Raw genomic sequence first — 19,921 nt, forward strand, 5'->3', positions numbered from 1 at the left:
ACTATTATGACGGCGTTGTTGCTACTCGCTCTCGCCTGCCCTGCGCGGGTCTGGCGCGAACATCGCCTCCCCCACTTCATCAATATAGCGCTGCGCTTTGGTGACCATCATGGCATCACAGGCCTCTCGCCCTGGGAGCATATCGGAACGCTCAAAGCGGTGCTCAAGAGTTTCACCACTGGCGTCGGCCTTGCGAATCCAGCCACTGACGCGGTACTGACCGCTCTGATTGTCTGGCTGAGAGACAATCTCGTAACCTTTGTATTCCACCGGCTCAGCAGCTTTGGTGGTAGCACCTGGCTCAGCCTGACGATCACTACCGAAGAGACCGGAAAATAATTTCTTAAGCATAATGGCTCCTTTGCTTGCAGGGCGGCAAGGAGATGGCCACCCTGCAAGATATAAGCTGCTTTTATCAGCGCTTAATTAGCTCTGCTTACGACCCTTGCCTGCGGCAATGCGCAAACGCAGCGCGTTTAGCTTAATAAAGCCTTCGGCATCTTTCTGATTGTAAGCGCCAGCATCATCTTCAAAGGTAGCGATTGATTCATCAAACAGCGACTCATCGGACTTGCGGCCCACTACGGTAGCGCTGCCTTTGTAGAGTTTCATACGCACGACACCCGCTACATTCTTTTGGGTCTCGTCAATGGCCGCCTGCAGCATGCGACGCTCAGGGCTCCACCAGTAACCGTTGTAGATCACTTCAGCGTATTTCGGCATCAGCTGATCTTTCAGGTGAGCTTCTTCACGGTCTAGGGTTAGTGACTCAATGGCACGGTGAGCACGCAACATAATGGTGCCCCCTGGCGTTTCATAGCAGCCACGAGATTTCATGCCCACGTAGCGGTTTTCAACAATATCCAAACGGCCAATACCGTTGTCGCCACCCAGTTTGTTGAGCTTTTCGAGCACTTCATGGGCTTTCAACGGCTCGCCGTCGATGGCCACGATATCGCCCTTTTCAAACGTCAGCTCAACATAGGTGGGCTGGTCGGGCGCGGCTTCAGGAGAGACACTCCAGCGCCACATATCGTCTTCAGCTTCGGCCCAGGGATCTTCCAAAATGCCGCCCTCATAGGAGATGTGCAGCAGGTTGGCATCCATTGAGTAGGGCGATTTTTTCTTTTTATTAGAAAAATCGACCGGAATTTTATGCTCTTCGCAATACGCCATTAGCTTTTCGCGGGAAGTTAAATCCCACTCCCGCCAAGGGGCGATCACTTTTACGCCGGGCTTCAGGGCATAGCCGCCAAGTTCGAAACGCACCTGGTCGTTGCCTTTACCCGTAGCACCATGGGAAATAGCGTCAGCACCCGTTTCATTGGCAATTTCGATCAACCGCTTGGCAATCAGCGGACGAGCGATAGAGGTACCCAGCAGGTACTCGCCTTCATAGATAGTATTGGCGCGGAACATCGGGTAGACGTAGTCACGCACGAACTCTTCACGCAAGTCTTCGATGTAAATCTCTTTCACGCCAAGCGCTTGCGCTTTAGTTCGCGCCGGTTCGACTTCTTCGCCCTGACCGATGTCGGCAGTAAAGGTCACTACCTCGCAGTTGTAGGTTTCTTGCAACCACTTAACGATAACGGATGTGTCCAGGCCGCCTGAATATGCCAGCACAACCTTTTTGACATCGGACATTCTTTGCTCCTCGTTGACCATAAGATATTCATTAGTAAAAACTACACTTGCCACTAGCGCCTGGCGAATGTGATAGCTCGTATTTGATAGCTCGTTGGAGTAAACCGTTGAGACTGACGTTGAGTATAGCGTTCTCAATGCCCAGCGAATACCGTCAACGACGCCTGGGGGCTAAAGCTGCTAGAATCTCTCCATTCAAAGCGGTGGTTTGCCGCTGATGTTGACTGATGACTCGCTTTACTATTACTCGCTTTAAACCAAGGAGAGCTGCATGAGCGAGGCTATTGCCCGCGAATTAATGGCCCAACGTTTTCGCAGTTACCTGCCTGTGGTCGTTGATTTAGAAACCGGGGGATTTAATGCCCAAGGCGACGCTGTACTCGAGATAGCCGCCGTCACGCTGACCATGGATCCGGAGGGCAACCTGCTTCCTGATGCCACCTATGCCTACCACATTCAGCCCTTTGAGGGCGCGAATGTAGAGCAGTCTGCGCTCGATTTTACCGGTATCAACCTGGACGACCCTCTGCGTCGCCAGGTGGCGCTGAGCGAGTCTGAAGCGCTGGGCGAAATTTTCCGCCCGATTCGTAAATCGATCAAAGCCCACGACTGCACGCGCGCTATTTTAGTCGGCCATAATGCGGCGTTCGACCAGGGCTTCTTGAATGCGGCGGTCAATCGCTGCGGCATTAAGCGCAATCCTTTTCACCCGTTCTCAAGCTTTGATACCGCCACCCTTGCAGGCCTGGTCTATGGTCAAACGGTGCTTGCCCGGGCCTGTCGTGCCGCAGGCATCGAGTTTGACAACAAAGCCGCTCACTCCGCTCGTTATGACACCGAGCGCACTGCTGAACTGTTTTGCGCGATGGTTAATCGCTATAAAGACCTGGGTGGCTGGCAGCTTGCCCAGCGCGAGCAAGAGATGGACGGTGCGGATTAACACCTCGCCGTCAACAGCGTAGCCGCTAATGCAGAGAGCCAGGCTTTACGCTAAACTTCGCCCCATTACAGCAATCTGGTTTAGCACCGACCATGCCGGGTAGCGGGTATTTGGCGGTGATAAATATATCGATTAAAACTATCCGTTTTTAGGAGATGAGACGTTTCCATGGCCCAGCATAATGCCTTTTACGCCCAATCAGGTGGCGTCACCGCCGTGATCAACGCCAGCGCCTGCGGCGTTATCGAAGCCTGCCGTCAAGCCCCCGATCAAATTGGCAAGGTTTACGCCGGTCATAACGGCATTATCGGTGCCTTAACGGAAGACCTTATCGACGTTACCCAGGAGAGTGATGAGGCAATTGCAGCGCTGCGCCATACGCCGGGCGGCGCTTTTGGCTCCTGCCGCTATAAGCTCAAAGACATCGACACCCACCGTGCCCAGTACGAGCGCTTGATCGAAGTCTTCAAAGCCCACGATATTCGCTACTTTTTCTATAACGGCGGCGGCGATAGCGCCGACACCTGCTTAAAGGTCTCTCAACTTTCCGAGAAGCTGGGTTATCCGCTAACCGCTATCCACGTGCCTAAAACCGTCGATAACGACTTGCCGATTACCGATAACAGCCCGGGCTTTGGCAGCGTAGCCAAGTATATTGCCACCTCAACGCTGGAAGCATCGCTGGATATCGCCTCCATGTGCGCTACCTCCACCAAGGTATTTGTGCTCGAAGTGATGGGCCGCCACGCGGGCTGGATTGCCGCTGCAGGTGGTTTAGCCGGCGAAGCCGAAGGCGAGCCGCCGCATATGATTATCTTCCCGGAAATCCCCTTTAACCGTAAGGCCGCCATGGCGCGGGTTGAAGAGAGCGTTAAACAGTATGGCTACTGCGTTATTGTGGTCTCTGAAGGCGCTCGCTACGAAGATGGCACTTTCCTGGCCGATGCAGGTAACACCGATGCGTTCGGCCACCGCCAGCTTGGCGGCGTGGCACCAACACTGGCCGGTATGATCAAGCAGGATTTGGGCTACAAGTATCACTGGGCAGTGGCCGACTATCTGCAGCGCGCGGCGCGTCACCTGGCGTCTAAAACCGACGTTGAACAAGCCTATGCGGTGGGTCGCGAAGCGGTAACCTTGGCGCTGGCGGGTAAAAACGCCATGATGCCCGCCATTCGCCGCATCTCTCAAGCGCCCTACCAGTGGGATGTGATCTCTGCCCCGCTCTCCCAGGTGGCCAACCAAGAGAAGTTTATGCCCCGGGACTTTATCAGCGAAAACGGTTTTGCCATTACCCAGACCTGCCGGGACTACCTCTCACCGCTGATTCAGGGCGAGGACTTCCCACCGTTCGAGAATGGCCTACCCAAAGTCGCCAAACTGAAACTGGCCAAAGCAGAACGCAAGTTGCCCATTTTTACGCTGTAAACGGTTAACGGATCACCGGTCATTGCGAACTGAGATTGCTTCGTCGCTTCACTCCTCGCAATGACCTACCCTTATGTCATTGCGAACGCAGTGAAGCAATCTCGGGGTTGGCTGCTACAATACACTTAGATTCCCGCGTCGCTTCGCTCCTCGCAATGACATAATCTTATTTATCCACCTTTACTACTTGGAGTTAGCGTAGCAACCAGGAAAGCACTAACAGCAATAACAGAATTCCCGCCACACCCTGCCAGAAACGCCGCGGCTCCTGGCGGCTCTCTTCCCGATTGGGCAGCCGCCCGAGCGGCACCCTAAGCGCATGCAAAAACTCAGACATACGCCTAAACCGCAACGCCCTTTGTGGATCCAAGGCGCGGCGTAGTGCATCGTCTAATTCCTGGGAGATTTCAGGATTGGTTGTTCGCGCACTACGATAGGTCAACTCTTCGAGGTCGGTATGGCTGCGCAGCCTGTTGGGTGTCAGTGTGTAAGGTAACGCGCCGGTCAAAAGCCAGTAAGTAGTGGAGGCTAGCGAGTACTGATCACTACGCCGACCGATGCTGTCGCCCAAGGCATACTCAGGTGCGCTGTGTTCGTTAAAGCCAATCTGCCTGAGCAACTCACCTGAGTGGCGATGCCCTTCCCCATCACGCATATGGCAGGCACTAAAATCGGTGAGCACGAGCTTGCCATGTGGGTCGATCAAAATATTATCGGGATTGATCTGCTGATGAATAATGTCCCGATGATGCAGCGCTTGCACCGCTTTACCCAACTGATTGGCAATGTCCAGGCGCTGGGTCAAGCTGGCTTGAGGATGGCGCTCTGCCCACTGTCGCAGCGTCTCGCCTTCAATATGCTGCATCAGATAATAGAGGTAGCGTCGTGGCCGAGATGGCTCCATCACCTTAACCACAAAGGGCGAGTTAACCCGCTCCACTACCCACTGCTGGAGCAGAAAGTGCTCAAGATAGGCATTGCGCAACGAGAGCTCGGGGCTGGGCGCTTTCATGACCATTTCCCGTTCGCTATGCACATCACGGACACGGTACACCCGCGACTGCGCCGTTCGCGATAGCACGGCGAGAACCTCCAGGCCATCTAAACGCTCACCCGGCGCCAGCTCAGGGGGAATGGGTAGATCACCGTAGAGCTGCCCCGGGTGCTCGGCGACCTCATCGGGTAATTCATCGATACGTACCAGCTGAAAGCAGAACTGATCACCGCCATAGCCACGCTCCTGGGCGCGCTGCTTCGCCTCATCAGCTAGCCGCTCGCAGGCGGCATCCAGATCACTGGCATCCTGGCGAATCAAGCGCACATAGTCGGAAGGTAGCAGCGTGCCGCGCACGCCCTGGGTAGTAAACAGGAACAGATCGCCCTGCTTAAGCGCAATGTGGGTGTAATCGATATCGACACTGCCATCCAGACCCAGTGCCCGTGAAGGATAACGATAGCCGCCTAAATCAGTCACATGGTCGCGGCTTAGCTGTTCAAACTCGGCACCCCGTAAGCGAAAGACCAGCGTATCCCCCATATGGAACAGGTGGGCTTCACGGCCACGAAACACCATCGCCGACATGGATGAAACAAAACTCCCCTCTTTCACATGCTGGCTTTGGCTGTAGCACCAGCTATTAAGCGCGCGCAGTACGCGGGTGGCAGAGGTTTTTACGTCCCAGTGATCGGGGGTGGAGAAGTAATCGGCCAGGAAGCCGCGCACGCTGATATCACCGGCCTGTTTGGCCATGGTATTGCGTGAAATGGAGTCGCTGATCACCGCACAGCCACCTTTGGCGCGAAGCAGCGGCGCTTCAGGAAAGCGAACTGACATTGAGCTGCGATGCAGGCGCCGATCGGGCGCGACAAACGCTTGACCATAACTAATGAGCAACTGGGCGTGCGACAAGTCATCCTCCTAGGCTGCCGACTCGATCGAGGGACATCACTGCCAACCAACACTATTGATAAACTCTGGCTATGATACACGCAGCGGAACAGAAACGATGCCCACCAAACGTCTCTATCGTATTCGTCCAAATAGCAGGACATATGAATGATCACCCACGAGCAACCTATGTCGCATTGGTAATCGTGCAGTCATGTTCGTATAATTCTCCGCCATAAACGACTCTGACACGTTTGCCTAACCACGGCACGACTCTAGCCACAGCACTACCAAGGAATCAACGATGAACTTCGATAATATCCCTGCTGGAAAGGATCTCCCCAACGACGTTTACGTGGTGATCGAAATTCCAGCCAACCACGACCCGATCAAATATGAAATTGATAAGGACATGGGCGCACTCCTCGTTGACCGCTTTATGGCCACTCCCATGTTCTACCCCGCCAATTACGGCTTTATCCCGCATACCCTCGCCGACGATGGCGATGCGCTGGACGCCTTGGTGGTTACCCCGCACCCGGTTCAACCTGGCAGCATTATTCGCGCGCGCCCGGTAGGCATTCTGAACATGACCGACGAAGCTGGTGAAGATGCCAAGTTGATCTGCGTGCCCCATGCCAAGCTAAGCTCGCTTTACGACGATGTCCACGAAGTTACCGACCTACCCGAGCTACTGCGCCAGCAAATTGCTCACTTCTTCGAGAACTACAAAGATCTCGAAAAAGGCAAATGGGTAAAGGTTGAGTCATGGGAAGGTGCTGACGCTGCGCGCAAAGCAATTGAAAAATCCGTAATTGCTTACCAAAAAGCGTAATAGTAGCGTTTCGGCAATGTTCTTCACCGTCATGTGATAAAGCCGTCTCCGTGAACTGACCCAAGACTTGTCCTTCTGCGTAGCAATTTACTGCTGACAGCTTGAGCTCTTCATTGTATTTCGCCATAAAAACACCCCAATCGTTGGATTAATGTCCAACTTTTGGGGTGCAGTTCACTCTCGGGATCAGTTGCGGCCTCACCTGGCAGATTATCTATAGGCCTAAAACAGTGCCTGCCCTCTCAGAGTGCTCAAGGGCAAGCACCAATTAGGCTCGGTTGAGGCCCGGCCTAAGGCAAGCCCGTATGATCAGATTACTTCAAACACTGCACGTTCGTGAGAAAGCTCGCGGAATCCATGGACGCTATGATAACGACCTATACCACTAGTGTTGACCCCACCAAACGGTAGATGGCTCTCAGGCCAGTTTCTAGCCCATCCGTTAACTGATACGCCCCCGGACGAGGTATTGCGGAGTACGTCTTCAACAAACTCGTGCCGCTCTGAAAAAATGTTCATACCCAGTGGTTTGCCGCTTTTACGAATGAATGAGTAAACCTCTGAGACATCGCGATAAGTGACAATTGGAAGAACAGGTCCGAATATCTCCTCCTGCATGACCAATGCATCAAGCGGCGTATCAAGCAGTATGGTCGGCTCGATCGTCAGGTTTTCTGCATTGCAGTTTCCGCCAAAAGCCACCCGCGCACCACGTGCAACGGCGTCATCAATATACCCCTTGACGCGCAAGAAGTTGCGCGAATTGACCATGCGGGAATTGCGGTTCGCTATGAACGTTTCGCCATCATAAAAATTGTCTCGCCATTGGTTTTCAAGCGCCCTAACGAACTGATCGCGTAGCGCTTCGGGCAATGCGACATAGTCGACGCATAGACAGGTCTGTCCATTATTCGTCATACGCCCCATGCCGATTTCAGAAACGGCAGTGTCGAGGTTGGCACTGTCATCCAAAATAGCAGGACATTTGCCACCGAGTTCTAATGTCACCGAGGCCAAATGCTTAGCTGCCGCCGTCATGACAATCTTACCGACCGCTGGGCTGCCCGTAAGGAAAATGTGATCGAAAGGTCGGTCCAGCAGGATGTTGGCAACATCGACGCCGCCTTCAAACACCGCAACCTCGTGCTCGTCGAAGGTTTCACGAATGATCTTTGCGGCCACGGCGCTCGATGCGGGGGTGAGTTCATTTGGTTTGGCGATGATGCAGTTGCCTGCAGCTATCATCGGCACCATTGGGGTAAAGAGCAGGCTAATCGGAAAATTCCATGGGCCGAAGACGAGAACGACGCCTCGCGGTTCATAGACCATATACGCTTGACCTCCGGGCGCAGAGGTCTGGACAGGTACTGGCTTCATCCACTCGTCAATATTCTCGATGGCTTCATCGATATCCGCCAGGGTGACGGCCAACTCAAACGTCACCGGCTCTTCGGCTGGGCGTCCCAAATCAGATGTAAGCGCATCACGGATTTCAGTCTCGTATTTGACCAATACTTCCCTGAAGCGTCGGAGACGATCCTTTCGTTGCTCTGCTGTCGACGTCCTTAGATGCCATTGATGGACTTGCTGTAATGTGAAAACACGGTCAATTTCGGATTCAATATTCATAACGACTTCCTCCGTTGTTGAGGGCAAGCGTCGAGATTGTTTGCTCGCATATAGGTGGCCCCCTTCGAAGCAAGGGGAGACCCGATTCGCTTTTGTGTGTATGTGAAAACGGAGCACCGAGCGGGGGGCAGCGCTCCTCTAATCAAATCTAAAGAAGTCTTTACTATACGAGGCACTCCGATCCTTCCCGATCATTGCTCAATTCTCTTGGCTCCCCACTAAACCGCTGAACTTTTGGGAAGACAAAGCCAAAAATAGTCGTGCAAGCGATAGCTCCCGCCGCTGATTTAGGTGATCTCGATGACGATCTTGCCAAAAAGATCCGGGGCACTCTGGGCCTGGTAGGCCTGCTTCGCGTCGACGAACGGGACGACCCGGTCGATCACCGGCTTGATCTGATGCTTGTCTATAAAGCCGACCATATCCTCCAGGCCGTCGCGCGAGCCGACCGGGATGCCTCGAACACTGACGCCCTTGGCGAGAAACAAACCGGGCTCGATCACGTCACCGAAGTTGAACAGGCCAACCAAGCCAATGTCGCCGCCAAAGGCCAGAGCCTGGACGGACTGGTTCATCGAGCCGAAGCCGGCGGTATTCACCACCTTATCCACGCCGCCGGTAGCCGCGTAGACGGACTGGCCCCAGCTCTCGTCGGTGCGATAGTTGAAGACATCCTCGGCACCGAGCTCGAGCAAGCGCGAACGCTTGTCGTCCTGGCTAGTCGTGAGATAGGTCTTCGCCCCCAGTGCTTGCGCGAACGCCATCGCGAACAGCGATACGCTACCGGTGCCCAACGACAGCACCTTCTGACCCGATGTCACTGGGTAGGCGTTCTGCAACGCCGTCCATGCCGTCAGCGCAGCGCATGGCAAGGTCGACGCTTCCACATCGTTGAGCGTGCTCGGCGCGCGGCTCAGGCGATCCGCCGGCAACACGACGTACTCAGCCAGCACGCCATCCTCATCCAGCGCCCCCAAGCCCAGACCGATACCCGCATGGGGCGGCCAATGGATGAAGTCGCGCAGGTAGACCGTGATGACCTTGTCGCCCGGAGTCCACTGCTCCACGCCTTCTCCAATCGCATCGATATCGCCGGCGCCATCGGCGACCGGAATCAAGTCGCGGTCCATGCGCCAGTTGCCACCGGCATTGCCCAGGATCAGTTGTTCGCGGTAGTTCAACGACACAGCCCGAATACGCACACGGACTTCACCCGGGCCCGGTTCCGGCTTCACGGCATCTTCAAGGATCAGACCCTCCAGGGTGGTCGTTCCGCTCTTCAGAACCCAACGTTTCATGGCTTTCGCTCCTGATCAGATCATTCAAGATGTGGCTCGGGCTGCTACCTCGCATACGCTGCCAAGCACTCAAATAACTATAGGAACGCCTCAATTAATTGATAAGATGCTGTTTGATTGACGAGCTTGTGAGTGAGACTCAGCAATGAAACGAGCAGATTTTGCGGATCTGATGGCATTTGCTGTGATCGCCGAGGAACGGAGCTTCACTCGGGCGGGCAATAGGCTGGGCATTTCAAGCTCCGCGCTCAGTCATGCCATTCGCCTGCTGGAGGAGCGCCTTGATGTCAAGTTGCTGAACAGAACCACGCGGAGCGTTGCTCCCACGGCTGCCGGTGAACGCCTCCTCGCACGCCTGCGACCCGCTCTCAAAGATATCGGGGACGGACTCGAAGAGCTTGCAGACGAACACGCCGGTCCCAGTGGGCTCGTGCGCATCAACACCCACCACAGCGCGGCAGCGCTCTATGTTGTTCCAAAGCTGCAAGCGCTGCGTCAGACTTACCCCGGTATCACCCTGGACATCACGACCAACGAGGGGCTGGTCGATATCGTTTCGGCTGGCTACGATGCAGGCATCCGCAATGGAGAGCAATTGGCCCAGGACATGGTGGCTGTGCGTATCGGCCCCGACTACAGAACAGTCGTCGTCGCCACGCCCGAGTACCTGGAGACAGCACCCGCCATCGCACGTCCCCAGGATCTGGTGCAACACGCCTGTATCGCCTATCGAATGAGCACATCCGGTACCTTGTTACGATGGCAGTTCCAGCGCGGATCGCGCATGTTCGACGTCGCGATAAAACCTGCCTTCATCACCAACGACATGGATCTTCTGATAGAGGCAACGCTGCAAGGAATTGGCGTGGGCTATTTGCTGCGTGAGCAGGTTGCAGCGCACCTCGCCAGCGGAAAGCTGGTAGAACTCCTGCCGCGATGGTCGGTGCGCCATACTGGCAGTTTTCTGTACTACCCGGGACGTCGCCAGATGCGTCCGGCCATGCGCGCCGTGATCGACCTGCTGCGCTATGATGGGCGAGCCTAGCTATCGACACCAGCCATCAGTGGGAGGCTATGTGCGCCCACTAGCAAAGCTGCTCGCCCTCCTCCACCAAGGTGACGAATAGCTCAGTTTCTCGTCCTGGCCCTACTAAAGTCAGTAGTCAGATTGACCGCAATGGCGCGACGTCGCGAATAGGAGGGGCACCGAACATCCTTCGGTATTCCCGGTTGAATTGGCTAATGCTCTCGTAGCCAACCCGTATACCCGCCGTTGCGGCATCAATATTTTCCGCGATCAGCAGTCTTCTCGCCTCATAAAGACGTAGGTGTTTCTGGTACTGAAGTGGGCTCATTGAGGTCAATTTACGGAAATGATGGTGAAGCGTAGACACTCCCATGTTGGCCAATTCCGCCAGGGCTTCGATTTTCAGCGGCTGCGTATAGTGTTCACGCAACCAGGCAACGGCCTTGGCGACACGCTGGCTTTGTGTTCCCACCATAACGGTGTCGCGAAAACGCCCGCCGGCAGAACTGGTCAGTACCCGATAAAGAATCTCTCGCTGAACAAGACTACCCAAGTGGAGCATGTCGTGTGGCTGGTCGAGTAGCCGGACCATCCGGCTCGTCGCGTCCATCAAGTCGACGGTCGCGGGGCCGGTCGCCATGGCTTTGTGCTGTGTCTCTGCTTTGGGGCCAAGCGTCTCGACATCCGCAATCAACTGGCGAGCCATCTGTAAATCAATCTTCATCAGTAAAGAGAGATAGGGCCGCTCGGGCGATGCATCTGTGACTTCGGTAATCGTAGGCAGATTCACTGCCGTCAGCAGAAACCGTGACGCATCGTAGATATACGTCGTGTTTCCCAGTACGACGCGCTTCTTTCCGCGAATGATGATGGCGAGGCTTGGCTCATACAGATAGGGCGTTGGGGGCTGTGGCGTCGTCACCTTGCAAAAACTCAGGCCCGGCAAACGGGTTTCACGCTCCATCTGATTGCCGACAAAGCTTGAAATCTGCCCCGCCATCTCATCACGGATGGCTGCCGTTTCCTCTCGCCGTGCCTGGTCGTCTATCCCGAGTTCGATGATCACTGTTCTCTCCTGCCTTATTGAGCATATTCCATTCTAGTTCGATGAACGGCCAGATTTTCGCTTTTCCCCAGGATCAAGAGAAATAGGCAATGAATGGGAAGAATCAGCGTCACGAGTGCCCCCTCTATACCCCTAACCTCTGGATCGTCCCTTGAACTAAATACGCGGACACGTACAGCGGTATTGAGTGTCCGGGATCCATGTAGACCCAAACGGAGGAACTCCATGAAAAACGCCGAGAAGCTCAACGGAACCGTAGCCCTCATCACCGGTGCTTCCAGCGGTATCGGGCAGGCGACGGCCATTCGACTGGCCGACCTGGGAGCCAGCGTTGCGCTGGTGGCCAGACGCCAGGATAGGCTCGAGTCGCTTGCCGACAGGATCACCGCCGCTGGCGGCACCGCGTTGGTGATCGCTGCAGACATCACAGACAACCACGAAGCAGAGCGTGTGGTTGATCAGGTAATCGAACACTTCGGTCGTCTGGATACCTTGGTCAACGCGGCGGGGCTGATGCTCAATGGCCCCTCCGTGGAATCGCCGCTTGAAGAGTGGGACCGCATGGTGGACGTCAACCTGCGAGGCTTGATGTACCTCACCAAACAGGCCCTGCCGCATCTTCTGCAGGCTGTGACATCCAGTCCGCGCGCTGTGGCGGATGTCGTCAATATCTCCTCGGTTGCCGGGCGCATCGCCGCTCCCCAGGTCGCCATCTACAACGCCACCAAGTTTGCCGTCACAGCCGCCACCGAAGCCTGGCGGCAAGAATTCACCAAGCAATCGCTACGCTTTTCGGTGATCGAACCCGGTGCGACCGCGACCGAGCTCTTCGAGCAGAAAGACGGACAGTGGGAAGGTTTCACCAGCATGTTCGGTGAGGTGGAGCGCCTGCATGCGGAAGATATCGCCGAGGCCGCTGCCTTTATCGTGACCAACCCCCGGCGAGTGGCGATCAACGAGATCGTCGTCAGGCCCACGGATCAACCTTGATCCATATGTGGAGGCTGGCAAGCGCCTCGGAGTGGAGGTCGGCAAACGTGTTTTCGAACACCCCTCTCACTCTCATTGGTGTAGTCTAAGGCTTTTAGGCGTAGACGGTGTGGTATGGCGAACGCCTGCAACCAAGCGGCTTTTACACGGACACGTAATGCCTACCGAGAGGCGGGCTACCCTCAAGTGCGGAGGGTATGTCAAATGGAGTTGACGAGCCACCTGATCACGGGAGCCGCGTTTGACAGCATCTCGACTGTCGAGGTGGCGTTGACGACTAAATTGATACGCTTTCAGATGACTCCTTCTTTCTTATTACCTTATAGATGAGAAAGGTCGTACCCGCTTGCTATCTGGGCACAACCACAAAAATATACGGTTAAAAAAAGCCAGTCAGACTTAACTGTCTGGTATAAGCCTATCGAGCGGTTTTTTGTTGGCCGGATTAACGCATTATTAACGGCCGCGTCACGTCACCGCAGCGTATACGCCAGCGGCTTAAGGTTGCGGTATGCTATTAGCCTTTCATTGCGATGCCATTGATTAAGGACGCACCGTGTTATCTCTTAAACGCCTGAGCCTGTTTACATTATTGATTTTCTTTCTTGGCTTGCTACCGCTAAGTGCAAACGCCCAATGGTTTTCATCGTCTAGCAACCAAGACGAATTTTTGCCGGTTATGGAAGCCTTTCAGCCGACCGCTTGGCATGATGGCGATACGCTCTATATCGGCATGGATATCGCAGATGAGTACTACCTATATCGCCACCAGTTCGCGGTAGTCAGTAAAACGGAAGATGTCAGCCTCGGCGACCCCATCATCCCCCGAGGCATCTTTACCAACGATGAGTTTATGGGCGATGTGTATGTGTTCCGCGATCAGGTAGTGTTTGAAGTACCGCTGGAAGCACCCTACTCAGGCCCGCTCAATATTGCCCTGACCTTTCAAGGCTGCGCAGATGCCGGGCTCTGCTACCCTCCAGAGCAAACAACCCTAGAGGCCAGCGAAACCCAACCCCCCAGCCAGTTTTCCGATTGGCAAGCCGATAGTACGGCATCCAGTCCAACAGCCAACACTCCAGCCGCTAACACCTCTGAACAGATTGGTTTCGCCGCTCCCAAAAGCGAAGATAGCCGCTTTAGCGCTTTGATTAGCGATGCTAGCCTACCACTGGCGCTGGGGCTGTTTTTTATTGCTGGCCTGGGGCTTACCTTTACCCCCTGCGTGTTGCCGATGATTCCAATTTTGTCATCGATCGTGGTTGGCCAGAACCCCACCCGCCCCCGCGCCTTTGCCCTTTCGTTAAGCTATGTGCTTGGCATGGCGCTGACCTACGCCCTGGTCGGGGTGTTAATGGGATTGTTTGGCGCCGGGCTTAATCTTCAGGCGCGACTGCAGTCAGCACCGGTATTGATCATCTTTGCAGTGCTGTTCACGCTATTTGCCCTGGCCATGTTTGGGGCATTTAACCTCAATCTGTCGCCTCGTTTAGCCAACCGTGTTGACGCTTGGCAGGCACGCGCTCAGCGCAGTGGCCCGGCCGGCCTAGCGCTGGCTGGCGCCCTCTCGGTATTGGTGGTATCGCCCTGTGTAACGGCGCCTTTGGCCGGCGCGCTGGTGTTTATCTCTTCAACAGGGGATGCCGCGATGGGCGGCGCGGTGCTGTTTGCGCTGGGCATGGGCATGGGCGTGCCACTGCTTTTGGTCGGTACCTTTGGCGCCACGCTGCTGCCCCGTTCCGGCGCCTGGATGAACGGCGTAAAAATTGCCTTTGGCCTTTTACTGTTGGGCGTAGCGATTTGGATGGTCGAGCGTTTAGTGTCCGCGCCTATTGCGCTGCTGCTATGGGCAGCCCTTGCGATCGGCACGGCACTGGCACTTGGGGCGCTGAATTTCAATCAGCCGCAGGGGTGGCCGCGGGCACGCCAAACGCTGGGGCTTATGCTGCTAGCTTGGGGGATAGTGTTGGTGATTGGCGCCGCTCAGGGGGGTAGTAACCCCTTGCGCCCCCTTGCGGCAACCTCCAGCATTTCCGGCGAACCTCAGGCAGAAGCACTCGACTTCATCGAGGTCAACAGCTTAACTGAGCTTGAAGCGGCGATTGCACAAGCTGAAGACGCCAACCAGCCCGTCTTTGTCCACTTTACCGCCGACTGGTGTATTTCGTGCAAGCTGCTGGAGCGGGATGTTTACCCCGACCCGCAGGTCGTCGCAGCGCTTAATGATTACACCTTGATCGCCGCCGACGTCACCCGCACGGACTCTCAAAGTCGTGAGTTGCTCAACCAATATAATCTTTTCGGCCCACCCAGCCTGCTCTTTTTCAGCCAGGGTGAGGAGATTCGCGATGCACGCATTCAAGGCGAAGTGACCGCCGATCAGTTGCGCGAACATCTGGAGTCAGTTAGCCAGTGGCTAGCAAATAGCTAAGCTCAAACCCTATGCTGGCTACTCATTGAGGCACTAAAGCCGCTTTCTGACGCGAACATCGTCAAACAGTTGTTTAATTCTTAACTACATGATGGCTTGGACGTTGGCGTAGGCAGTTGCTGGACATCCTGGCACTTTTTCGGCAAACTCCGCTCCCATATTAGCTAAAAACTTGCTTTTTTAACGGTGAGAACGGGGTAACGTTCGCTAACATGCAGCGTTCTCTTCATTTTTAAATTTGGTTTACTGCGCAACGTACGCGCCATAAAGAGCTTCCTGCACTTATGCTCGCGCGCTTTGTGACTACCTTTTATGACATTGATGGGGCTATGCCATGGATATCCGCAAAGTTAAGAAACTGATTGAGCTACTCGAAGAGTCCAATATTAGCGAGATTGAAATTCAGGAAGGCGAAGAGTCAGTCCGCATCAGTCGTCACCCTAATGGCGCTTCGTGGCAGCCACAGCCGATGCCGCAGTATGCGCAGCAACCTGGCTATGCGCCTGCTCCCCCCGCAGCGGGCACTCCAGCATCAGCACCGGCTGCTGAAGCAGAGCCTCAGGGCGCAAGCTACCGTGGCGAGGCAGTCAACTCTCCCATGGTAGGCACCTTCTACCGCAGCCCAGCGCCGGGCGCCAAATCGTTTGTGGAAGTCGGCGATAGCGTCAAACAAGGTGACACTGTATGCATCATTGAAGCCATGAAAATGATGAACCAGATTGAAGCTGACCGTGACGGTGTAGTGGAAGCCATCCTGGTGGAAGATGGCGAGCCTGTAGAATTCGATCAACCCATGATCGTTATCGCTTAATCTTTCATTTTCAACACGGGTGGACTCTCCCATGCTGGACAAGGTACTTATCGCCAACCGCGGCGAGATTGCCCTCCGTATCCTACGGGCCTGTAAAGAACTCGGCATCAAAACCGTAGCGGTACACTCCAAAGCTGATCGTGAACTGATGCACGTTCGCTTGGCGGATGAAGCCGTGTGTATTGGCCCGGCATCGTCAGCGCAGTCTTACTTAAACATTCCGGCCCTGATCAGTGCAGCCGAAGTCACCGACTCGACCGCCATTCACCCCGGCTATGGCTTTTTGTCTGAAAACGCCAACTTTGCTGAACAGGTTGAGCGCTCAGGCTTTACCTTTATTGGCCCCCGCGCCGAGACGATTCGTCTGATGGGCGACAAAGTCAGCGCCATCCAGTCGATGAAGGAAGCGGGCGTTCCCACGGTGCCAGGCTCAGACGGCCCCTTGGGTGATGATGACGCAACGAATCTCGCCACGGCACGTCGCATTGGCTACCCGGTGATCATTAAGGCGGCCTCTGGCGGCGGTGGTCGTGGTATGCGCGTAGTGCACACGGAAGGCCATCTCCTTTCGGCGATTACCGTTACCCGCACTGAAGCCCACGCCGCCTTCGGTGACGGCACGGTCTACATGGAAAAATTCCTTGAGAAGCCGCGCCACGTGGAAGTACAAGTATTAGCCGACGGCCAGGGTAACGCGATCCATCTTTATGACCGCGACTGCTCGCTGCAACGTCGTCACCAGAAAGTGCTTGAAGAAGCCCCGGCGCCAGGCCTTGACCCAGATGCCCGCGCCCAGGTGCTTGAAGCGTGCCGCCAGGCATGTATCAAGATCAACTACCGTGGTGCGGGCACCTTTGAATTCTTGTATGAAGATGGCGAATACTTCTTCATCGAGATGAATACCCGCGTTCAGGTCGAGCACCCGGTCACCGAAATGGTCACTGGCGTGGATATCGTCAAAGAGCAGTTGCGTATTGCCTCAGGCCTGCCGCTGTCGATTCGCCAGGAAGACGTGCAACTCAACGGCCACTCCTTCGAGTGCCGTATTAACGCCGAAGACTCGCGTACCTTTATGCCGTCTCCCGGCAAGGTAACGCTGTTTCACGCACCGGGTGGCCTCGGCGTGCGGATGGATTCCCATCTCTATACCGGCTACACCGTGCCGCCGCACTATGACTCTCTGATCGGCAAGCTGATCAGTTGGGGCGCGGATCGTGAAATAGCCCTGACACGGATGCGTAACGCCCTCGACGAGCTGCTGGTGGAAGGCATTAAAACCAATATCGACTTACAAAAGGATTTGGTTCGCGACAGCTACTTCCGTCAAGGCGGTGTCAACATTCACTACCTGGAAAAGAAACTCGGCAGCTAATGCAGCAGCCAAGCGCTTTCCAGCGCACTGTGTGATACCCAGCGGGGTGGCCATGTCCACCCCGTCCTTGTCTTTACTCCATGTGTCTGTACTGTATTTGTCTTTAATTCGCCTTGCGGAGAACCTCCATGCCCTGGCTTCAACTCAAAGCCCACGTCGCCCCCGAACAGGCAGAGTTCCTAGAAGAACTACTGCTTGACGAAGGCGCAACGGCTATTGGTCTTCAGGATGCCCACGATGATCCGGTATTTGAGCCAGAGCGTGGCACCACACCACTGTGGGAAGATACCATCCTTACCGGCTTATACGATGACCTGGAGGGGGTCGAGAGCATGCTGGAGCGTATCGAGGCCGCCTGGTCAGAGCAGATACCTGGAGAGCCCTGCCCGACCATCGAGTATGAGCTGCTCGCTGATCGAGATTGGGAGCGCGAGTGGATGGATGACTTCACGCCGCTGCGCATGGGTCAACGCCTTTGGATTGTACCCAGCTGGCACGAACCACCCGAGGCCGACGCCGTTAACCTGATACTCGACCCGGGCCTCGCCTTTGGTACCGGTACGCACCCCACCACAGCGCTGTGTCTTGAGTGGCTGGATGAGCTGGCCGTAACCGGTCACCTAGCTCAGCAAACCGTACTGGATGTGGGCTGCGGTTCTGGCATTCTCGCTATCGCCGCGCTCAAACTGGGCGCTAGCCACGCCGACGCCACCGACATTGATCCCCAGGCGCTGCAGGCCAGCCGAGACAACGCCGAACGGAATGGTATTGCCGAGTCGGACCTAAACCTCTACTACCCTGAGCAGTTAAGCGACGGCGGTGACTATCCTATCGTAACCGCCAATATTTTAGCGGGGCCGCTGGTCGAACTAGCGCCAATGATTGCCGGGCACGTGGCGCCAGGTGGGCGCATTGCGCTATCGGGGGTGTTGGCAAACCAGGCCAATGAGGTTTACGAGGCCTATGCAGCGCAAGGCATTGCTATGGATGAACCGGTGATTCGCGAAGGCTGGGTGCGGCTTAGTGGCTTGCGTCCACGTTAAAGCGGCAATTGGCCTTCACCCCACCACCGAGTAGGCGTATCATACGCCTCCTTGAAACACCTACTCGCCGTTAGCACTGCACCCATAGCTTAAAACCAACAAAGTCTGACGCCATGACGTTAACCACACTACCTGCCAGCATTGGCCCGTTTGCATTACCTAATCGAGTAATGCTTGCGCCCATGGCTGGCGTCACTGACCGACCTTTTCGCCAGCTATGCCGGCGGCTTGGGGCTGGCTGGGTAGTGGGCGAAATGGTCACTTCAGACCCTAGTTTGTGGCATACTCGTAAATCGCAGCTGCGCATGGATCACCGCGGTGAACCTGACCCGCGAGTGGTGCAAATTGCCGGAGGCGACGCTGAAATGCTCGCCCAGGCGGCGCGTTTGAATGCCGAGCTGGGCGCCCAGATTATCGATATCAATATGGGCTGCCCAGCTAAAAAAGTATGTAACAAGGCGGCAGGGTCGGCGCTCCTTCGAGATGAAGCCTTGGTGGCCGAAATTCTCGATGCAGTAGTGGCAGCAGTTGATATACCCGTGACGCTAAAAATACGCACGGGCTGGTGTGCCGAATCCAACAACGCCCTGCGCATTGCCCGGCTCGCCGAGTCAGCCGGCATTCAATCGTTAGCGATACATGGCCGTCATCGCCAGCAGCGCTATACTGGAAAAGCAGAGTACGACACAATTGCCGAGATTAAATCTCACCTATCGATCCCGGTGATTGCCAACGGCGACATAACAAGTCCGGAAAAAGCCGCCGAGGTACTCGCTTATACCGGCGCTGATGCCGTGATGGTAGGCCGCGCTGCGCAGGGCAACCCATGGATATTTCAACAGATCAGCCACTACCTCCAGCATGGAGAGCGGATGGCACTGCCAAATCTTTCGGAGCGTCACCAAGTGCTCCACGGGCACGTTGAGGCGCTGCATGAGTTCTATGGCACCACCATGGGTGTACGTATCGCGCGCAAGCATGTCGGCTGGTACCTCAGCGATGACCAACGCTTTACGCCGCCCCAACAGCGCGCGCTTAAGCAGCAGTTCAATGCGTTAGCGTCACCTGAAACGCAATTTGATTGGATCAACAACGCGATGGCCCCCGGCGCCGCCTCGCGTTTGCTAGCCAAAGGAAACCTTGCTGCATGACCGAACGCGATCTTCTCTCTAGCGACACCTATTCAAGCGATAGCTATTCCAATGATGTCGGCTCCAGCGATAGTTACTCCCATTTAGCAGGCACGCTAGCGGATCCTGCAGCCAACTCACCGCCGCAGCCGCTTCGGGAGGCAGTGGAAACGGCCATGCGACGCTACTTTGAACATTTAGATGGCAGCCAGGCGACCGATCTATACGCCATGGTGATGGCCGAAGTTGAGGCGCCTTTACTTGCCTGCGTCTTGGAGCACACCGACGGCAATCAGACCCGTGCCGCCGATGCGCTAGGGCTAAACCGTGGCACCCTGCGCAAAAAACTCAAGCTATACGGACTTATCGAAGGTGACGCCCCATAA

17 protein-coding genes and 1 pseudogene are annotated in these 19,921 nt (G+C 55.5%); 12 read left to right on the forward strand and 6 right to left on the reverse strand.

What is annotated here, in order from left to right:
* Positions 1–21 precede the first annotated feature (21 nt).
* Together HZS52_RS17870 and HZS52_RS17875 are read right to left on the reverse strand one after the other, a co-directional pair.
* Positions 22–351 (reverse strand): HlyU family transcriptional regulator, encoded by a 330-nt coding sequence (locus HZS52_RS17870; RefSeq protein WP_190373284.1) that lies wholly within the window; start codon positions 349–351, stop codon positions 22–24.
* A 75-nt stretch (positions 352–426) separates the two neighbouring features.
* Positions 427–1,647 (reverse strand): argininosuccinate synthase, encoded by a 1,221-nt coding sequence (locus HZS52_RS17875; protein WP_027959286.1) that lies wholly within the window; start codon positions 1,645–1,647, stop codon positions 427–429.
* 271 nt (positions 1,648–1,918) lie between these two features.
* On the opposite strand from HZS52_RS17875, the gene rnt reads away from it, so the two are divergent.
* Complete coding sequence (rnt, locus tag HZS52_RS17880; RefSeq protein WP_009286574.1) at positions 1,919–2,587, forward strand: ribonuclease T; 669 nt, start codon at positions 1,919–1,921, stop codon at positions 2,585–2,587.
* Positions 2,588–2,755: 168 nt separating this feature from the next.
* Entirely contained in the window at positions 2,756–4,015 is a 1,260-nt protein-coding gene (locus HZS52_RS17885; RefSeq protein ID WP_009286573.1) for a 6-phosphofructokinase, read from the forward strand.
* A gap of 193 nt (positions 4,016–4,208) precedes the next feature.
* Here the strand turns inward: HZS52_RS17885 and HZS52_RS17890 are convergent, their stop codons facing one another.
* Positions 4,209–5,924 carry a bifunctional protein-serine/threonine kinase/phosphatase gene (locus HZS52_RS17890; RefSeq protein WP_009286572.1) on the reverse strand — a complete coding sequence of 572 codons (1,716 nt, stop codon included), beginning with the start codon at positions 5,922–5,924 and terminating at the stop codon, positions 4,209–4,211.
* Between the two features lie 283 nt (positions 5,925–6,207).
* Here HZS52_RS17890 and ppa point away from each other — a divergent pair, with 283 nt between their 5' ends.
* Complete coding sequence (gene ppa, locus HZS52_RS17895; RefSeq protein WP_071693104.1) at positions 6,208–6,738, forward strand: inorganic diphosphatase; 531 nt, start codon at positions 6,208–6,210, stop codon at positions 6,736–6,738.
* A 309-nt stretch (positions 6,739–7,047) separates the two neighbouring features.
* Here the strand turns inward: ppa and HZS52_RS17900 are convergent, their stop codons facing one another.
* Entirely contained in the window at positions 7,048–8,367 is a 1,320-nt protein-coding gene (locus HZS52_RS17900; protein ID WP_190373285.1) for an aldehyde dehydrogenase family protein, read from the reverse strand.
* 287 nt (positions 8,368–8,654) lie between these two features.
* Positions 8,655–9,665, reverse strand: a complete 1,011-nt coding sequence (locus HZS52_RS17905) for a zinc-dependent alcohol dehydrogenase family protein (RefSeq protein ID WP_190373286.1) — start codon at positions 9,663–9,665, stop codon at positions 8,655–8,657.
* 145 nt (positions 9,666–9,810) lie between these two features.
* On the opposite strand from HZS52_RS17905, the gene HZS52_RS17910 reads away from it, so the two are divergent.
* A complete protein-coding gene (locus HZS52_RS17910) occupies positions 9,811–10,710 on the forward strand; it encodes a LysR family transcriptional regulator (RefSeq protein WP_141441166.1) in 900 nt (299 codons plus the stop codon).
* A gap of 118 nt (positions 10,711–10,828) precedes the next feature.
* On the opposite strand, the gene HZS52_RS17915 is transcribed toward HZS52_RS17910, so the two are convergent.
* A complete protein-coding gene (locus HZS52_RS17915) occupies positions 10,829–11,758 on the reverse strand; it encodes an AraC family transcriptional regulator (RefSeq protein ID WP_208797173.1) in 930 nt (309 codons plus the stop codon).
* A gap of 225 nt (positions 11,759–11,983) precedes the next feature.
* Between HZS52_RS17915 and HZS52_RS17920 the strand changes: the two genes are divergently transcribed.
* From HZS52_RS17920 to fis, 8 genes and pseudogenes are all read left to right on the forward strand, one after another.
* A complete protein-coding gene (locus HZS52_RS17920) occupies positions 11,984–12,748 on the forward strand; it encodes an SDR family NAD(P)-dependent oxidoreductase (RefSeq protein ID WP_190373287.1) in 765 nt (254 codons plus the stop codon).
* Positions 12,749–12,758: 10 nt separating this feature from the next.
* Positions 12,759–13,036: pseudogene (locus HZS52_RS24505) on the forward strand (IS4 family transposase); the annotation flags it as partial.
* A 268-nt stretch (positions 13,037–13,304) separates the two neighbouring features.
* Positions 13,305–15,179, forward strand: coding sequence for a protein-disulfide reductase DsbD (dsbD, locus tag HZS52_RS17925; RefSeq protein WP_190373288.1), 1,875 nt, complete (start codon positions 13,305–13,307; stop codon positions 15,177–15,179).
* A 334-nt stretch (positions 15,180–15,513) separates the two neighbouring features.
* The gene (accB, locus tag HZS52_RS17930) at positions 15,514–15,990 is read left to right on the forward strand and encodes an acetyl-CoA carboxylase biotin carboxyl carrier protein (protein WP_159176746.1); all 477 of its coding nucleotides are present in this window, start codon (positions 15,514–15,516) and stop codon (positions 15,988–15,990) included.
* Positions 15,991–16,021: 31 nt separating this feature from the next.
* A complete protein-coding gene (accC, locus tag HZS52_RS17935) occupies positions 16,022–17,362 on the forward strand; it encodes an acetyl-CoA carboxylase biotin carboxylase subunit (RefSeq protein WP_027959283.1) in 1,341 nt (446 codons plus the stop codon).
* Positions 17,363–17,490: 128 nt separating this feature from the next.
* The gene (gene prmA / locus HZS52_RS17940) at positions 17,491–18,405 is read left to right on the forward strand and encodes a 50S ribosomal protein L11 methyltransferase (RefSeq protein WP_190373289.1); all 915 of its coding nucleotides are present in this window, start codon (positions 17,491–17,493) and stop codon (positions 18,403–18,405) included.
* Between the two features lie 113 nt (positions 18,406–18,518).
* Positions 18,519–19,556, forward strand: coding sequence for a tRNA dihydrouridine synthase DusB (gene dusB / locus HZS52_RS17945; protein WP_159176745.1), 1,038 nt, complete (start codon positions 18,519–18,521; stop codon positions 19,554–19,556).
* Positions 19,553–19,921, forward strand: a complete 369-nt coding sequence (fis, locus tag HZS52_RS17950) for a DNA-binding transcriptional regulator Fis (RefSeq protein WP_022523661.1) — start codon at positions 19,553–19,555, stop codon at positions 19,919–19,921. The genes dusB and fis overlap by 4 nt, the downstream gene beginning before the upstream one ends.

Source organism: Vreelandella titanicae (assembly GCF_014697095.1).
Classification (GTDB): domain Bacteria; phylum Pseudomonadota; class Gammaproteobacteria; order Pseudomonadales; family Halomonadaceae; genus Vreelandella; species Vreelandella titanicae.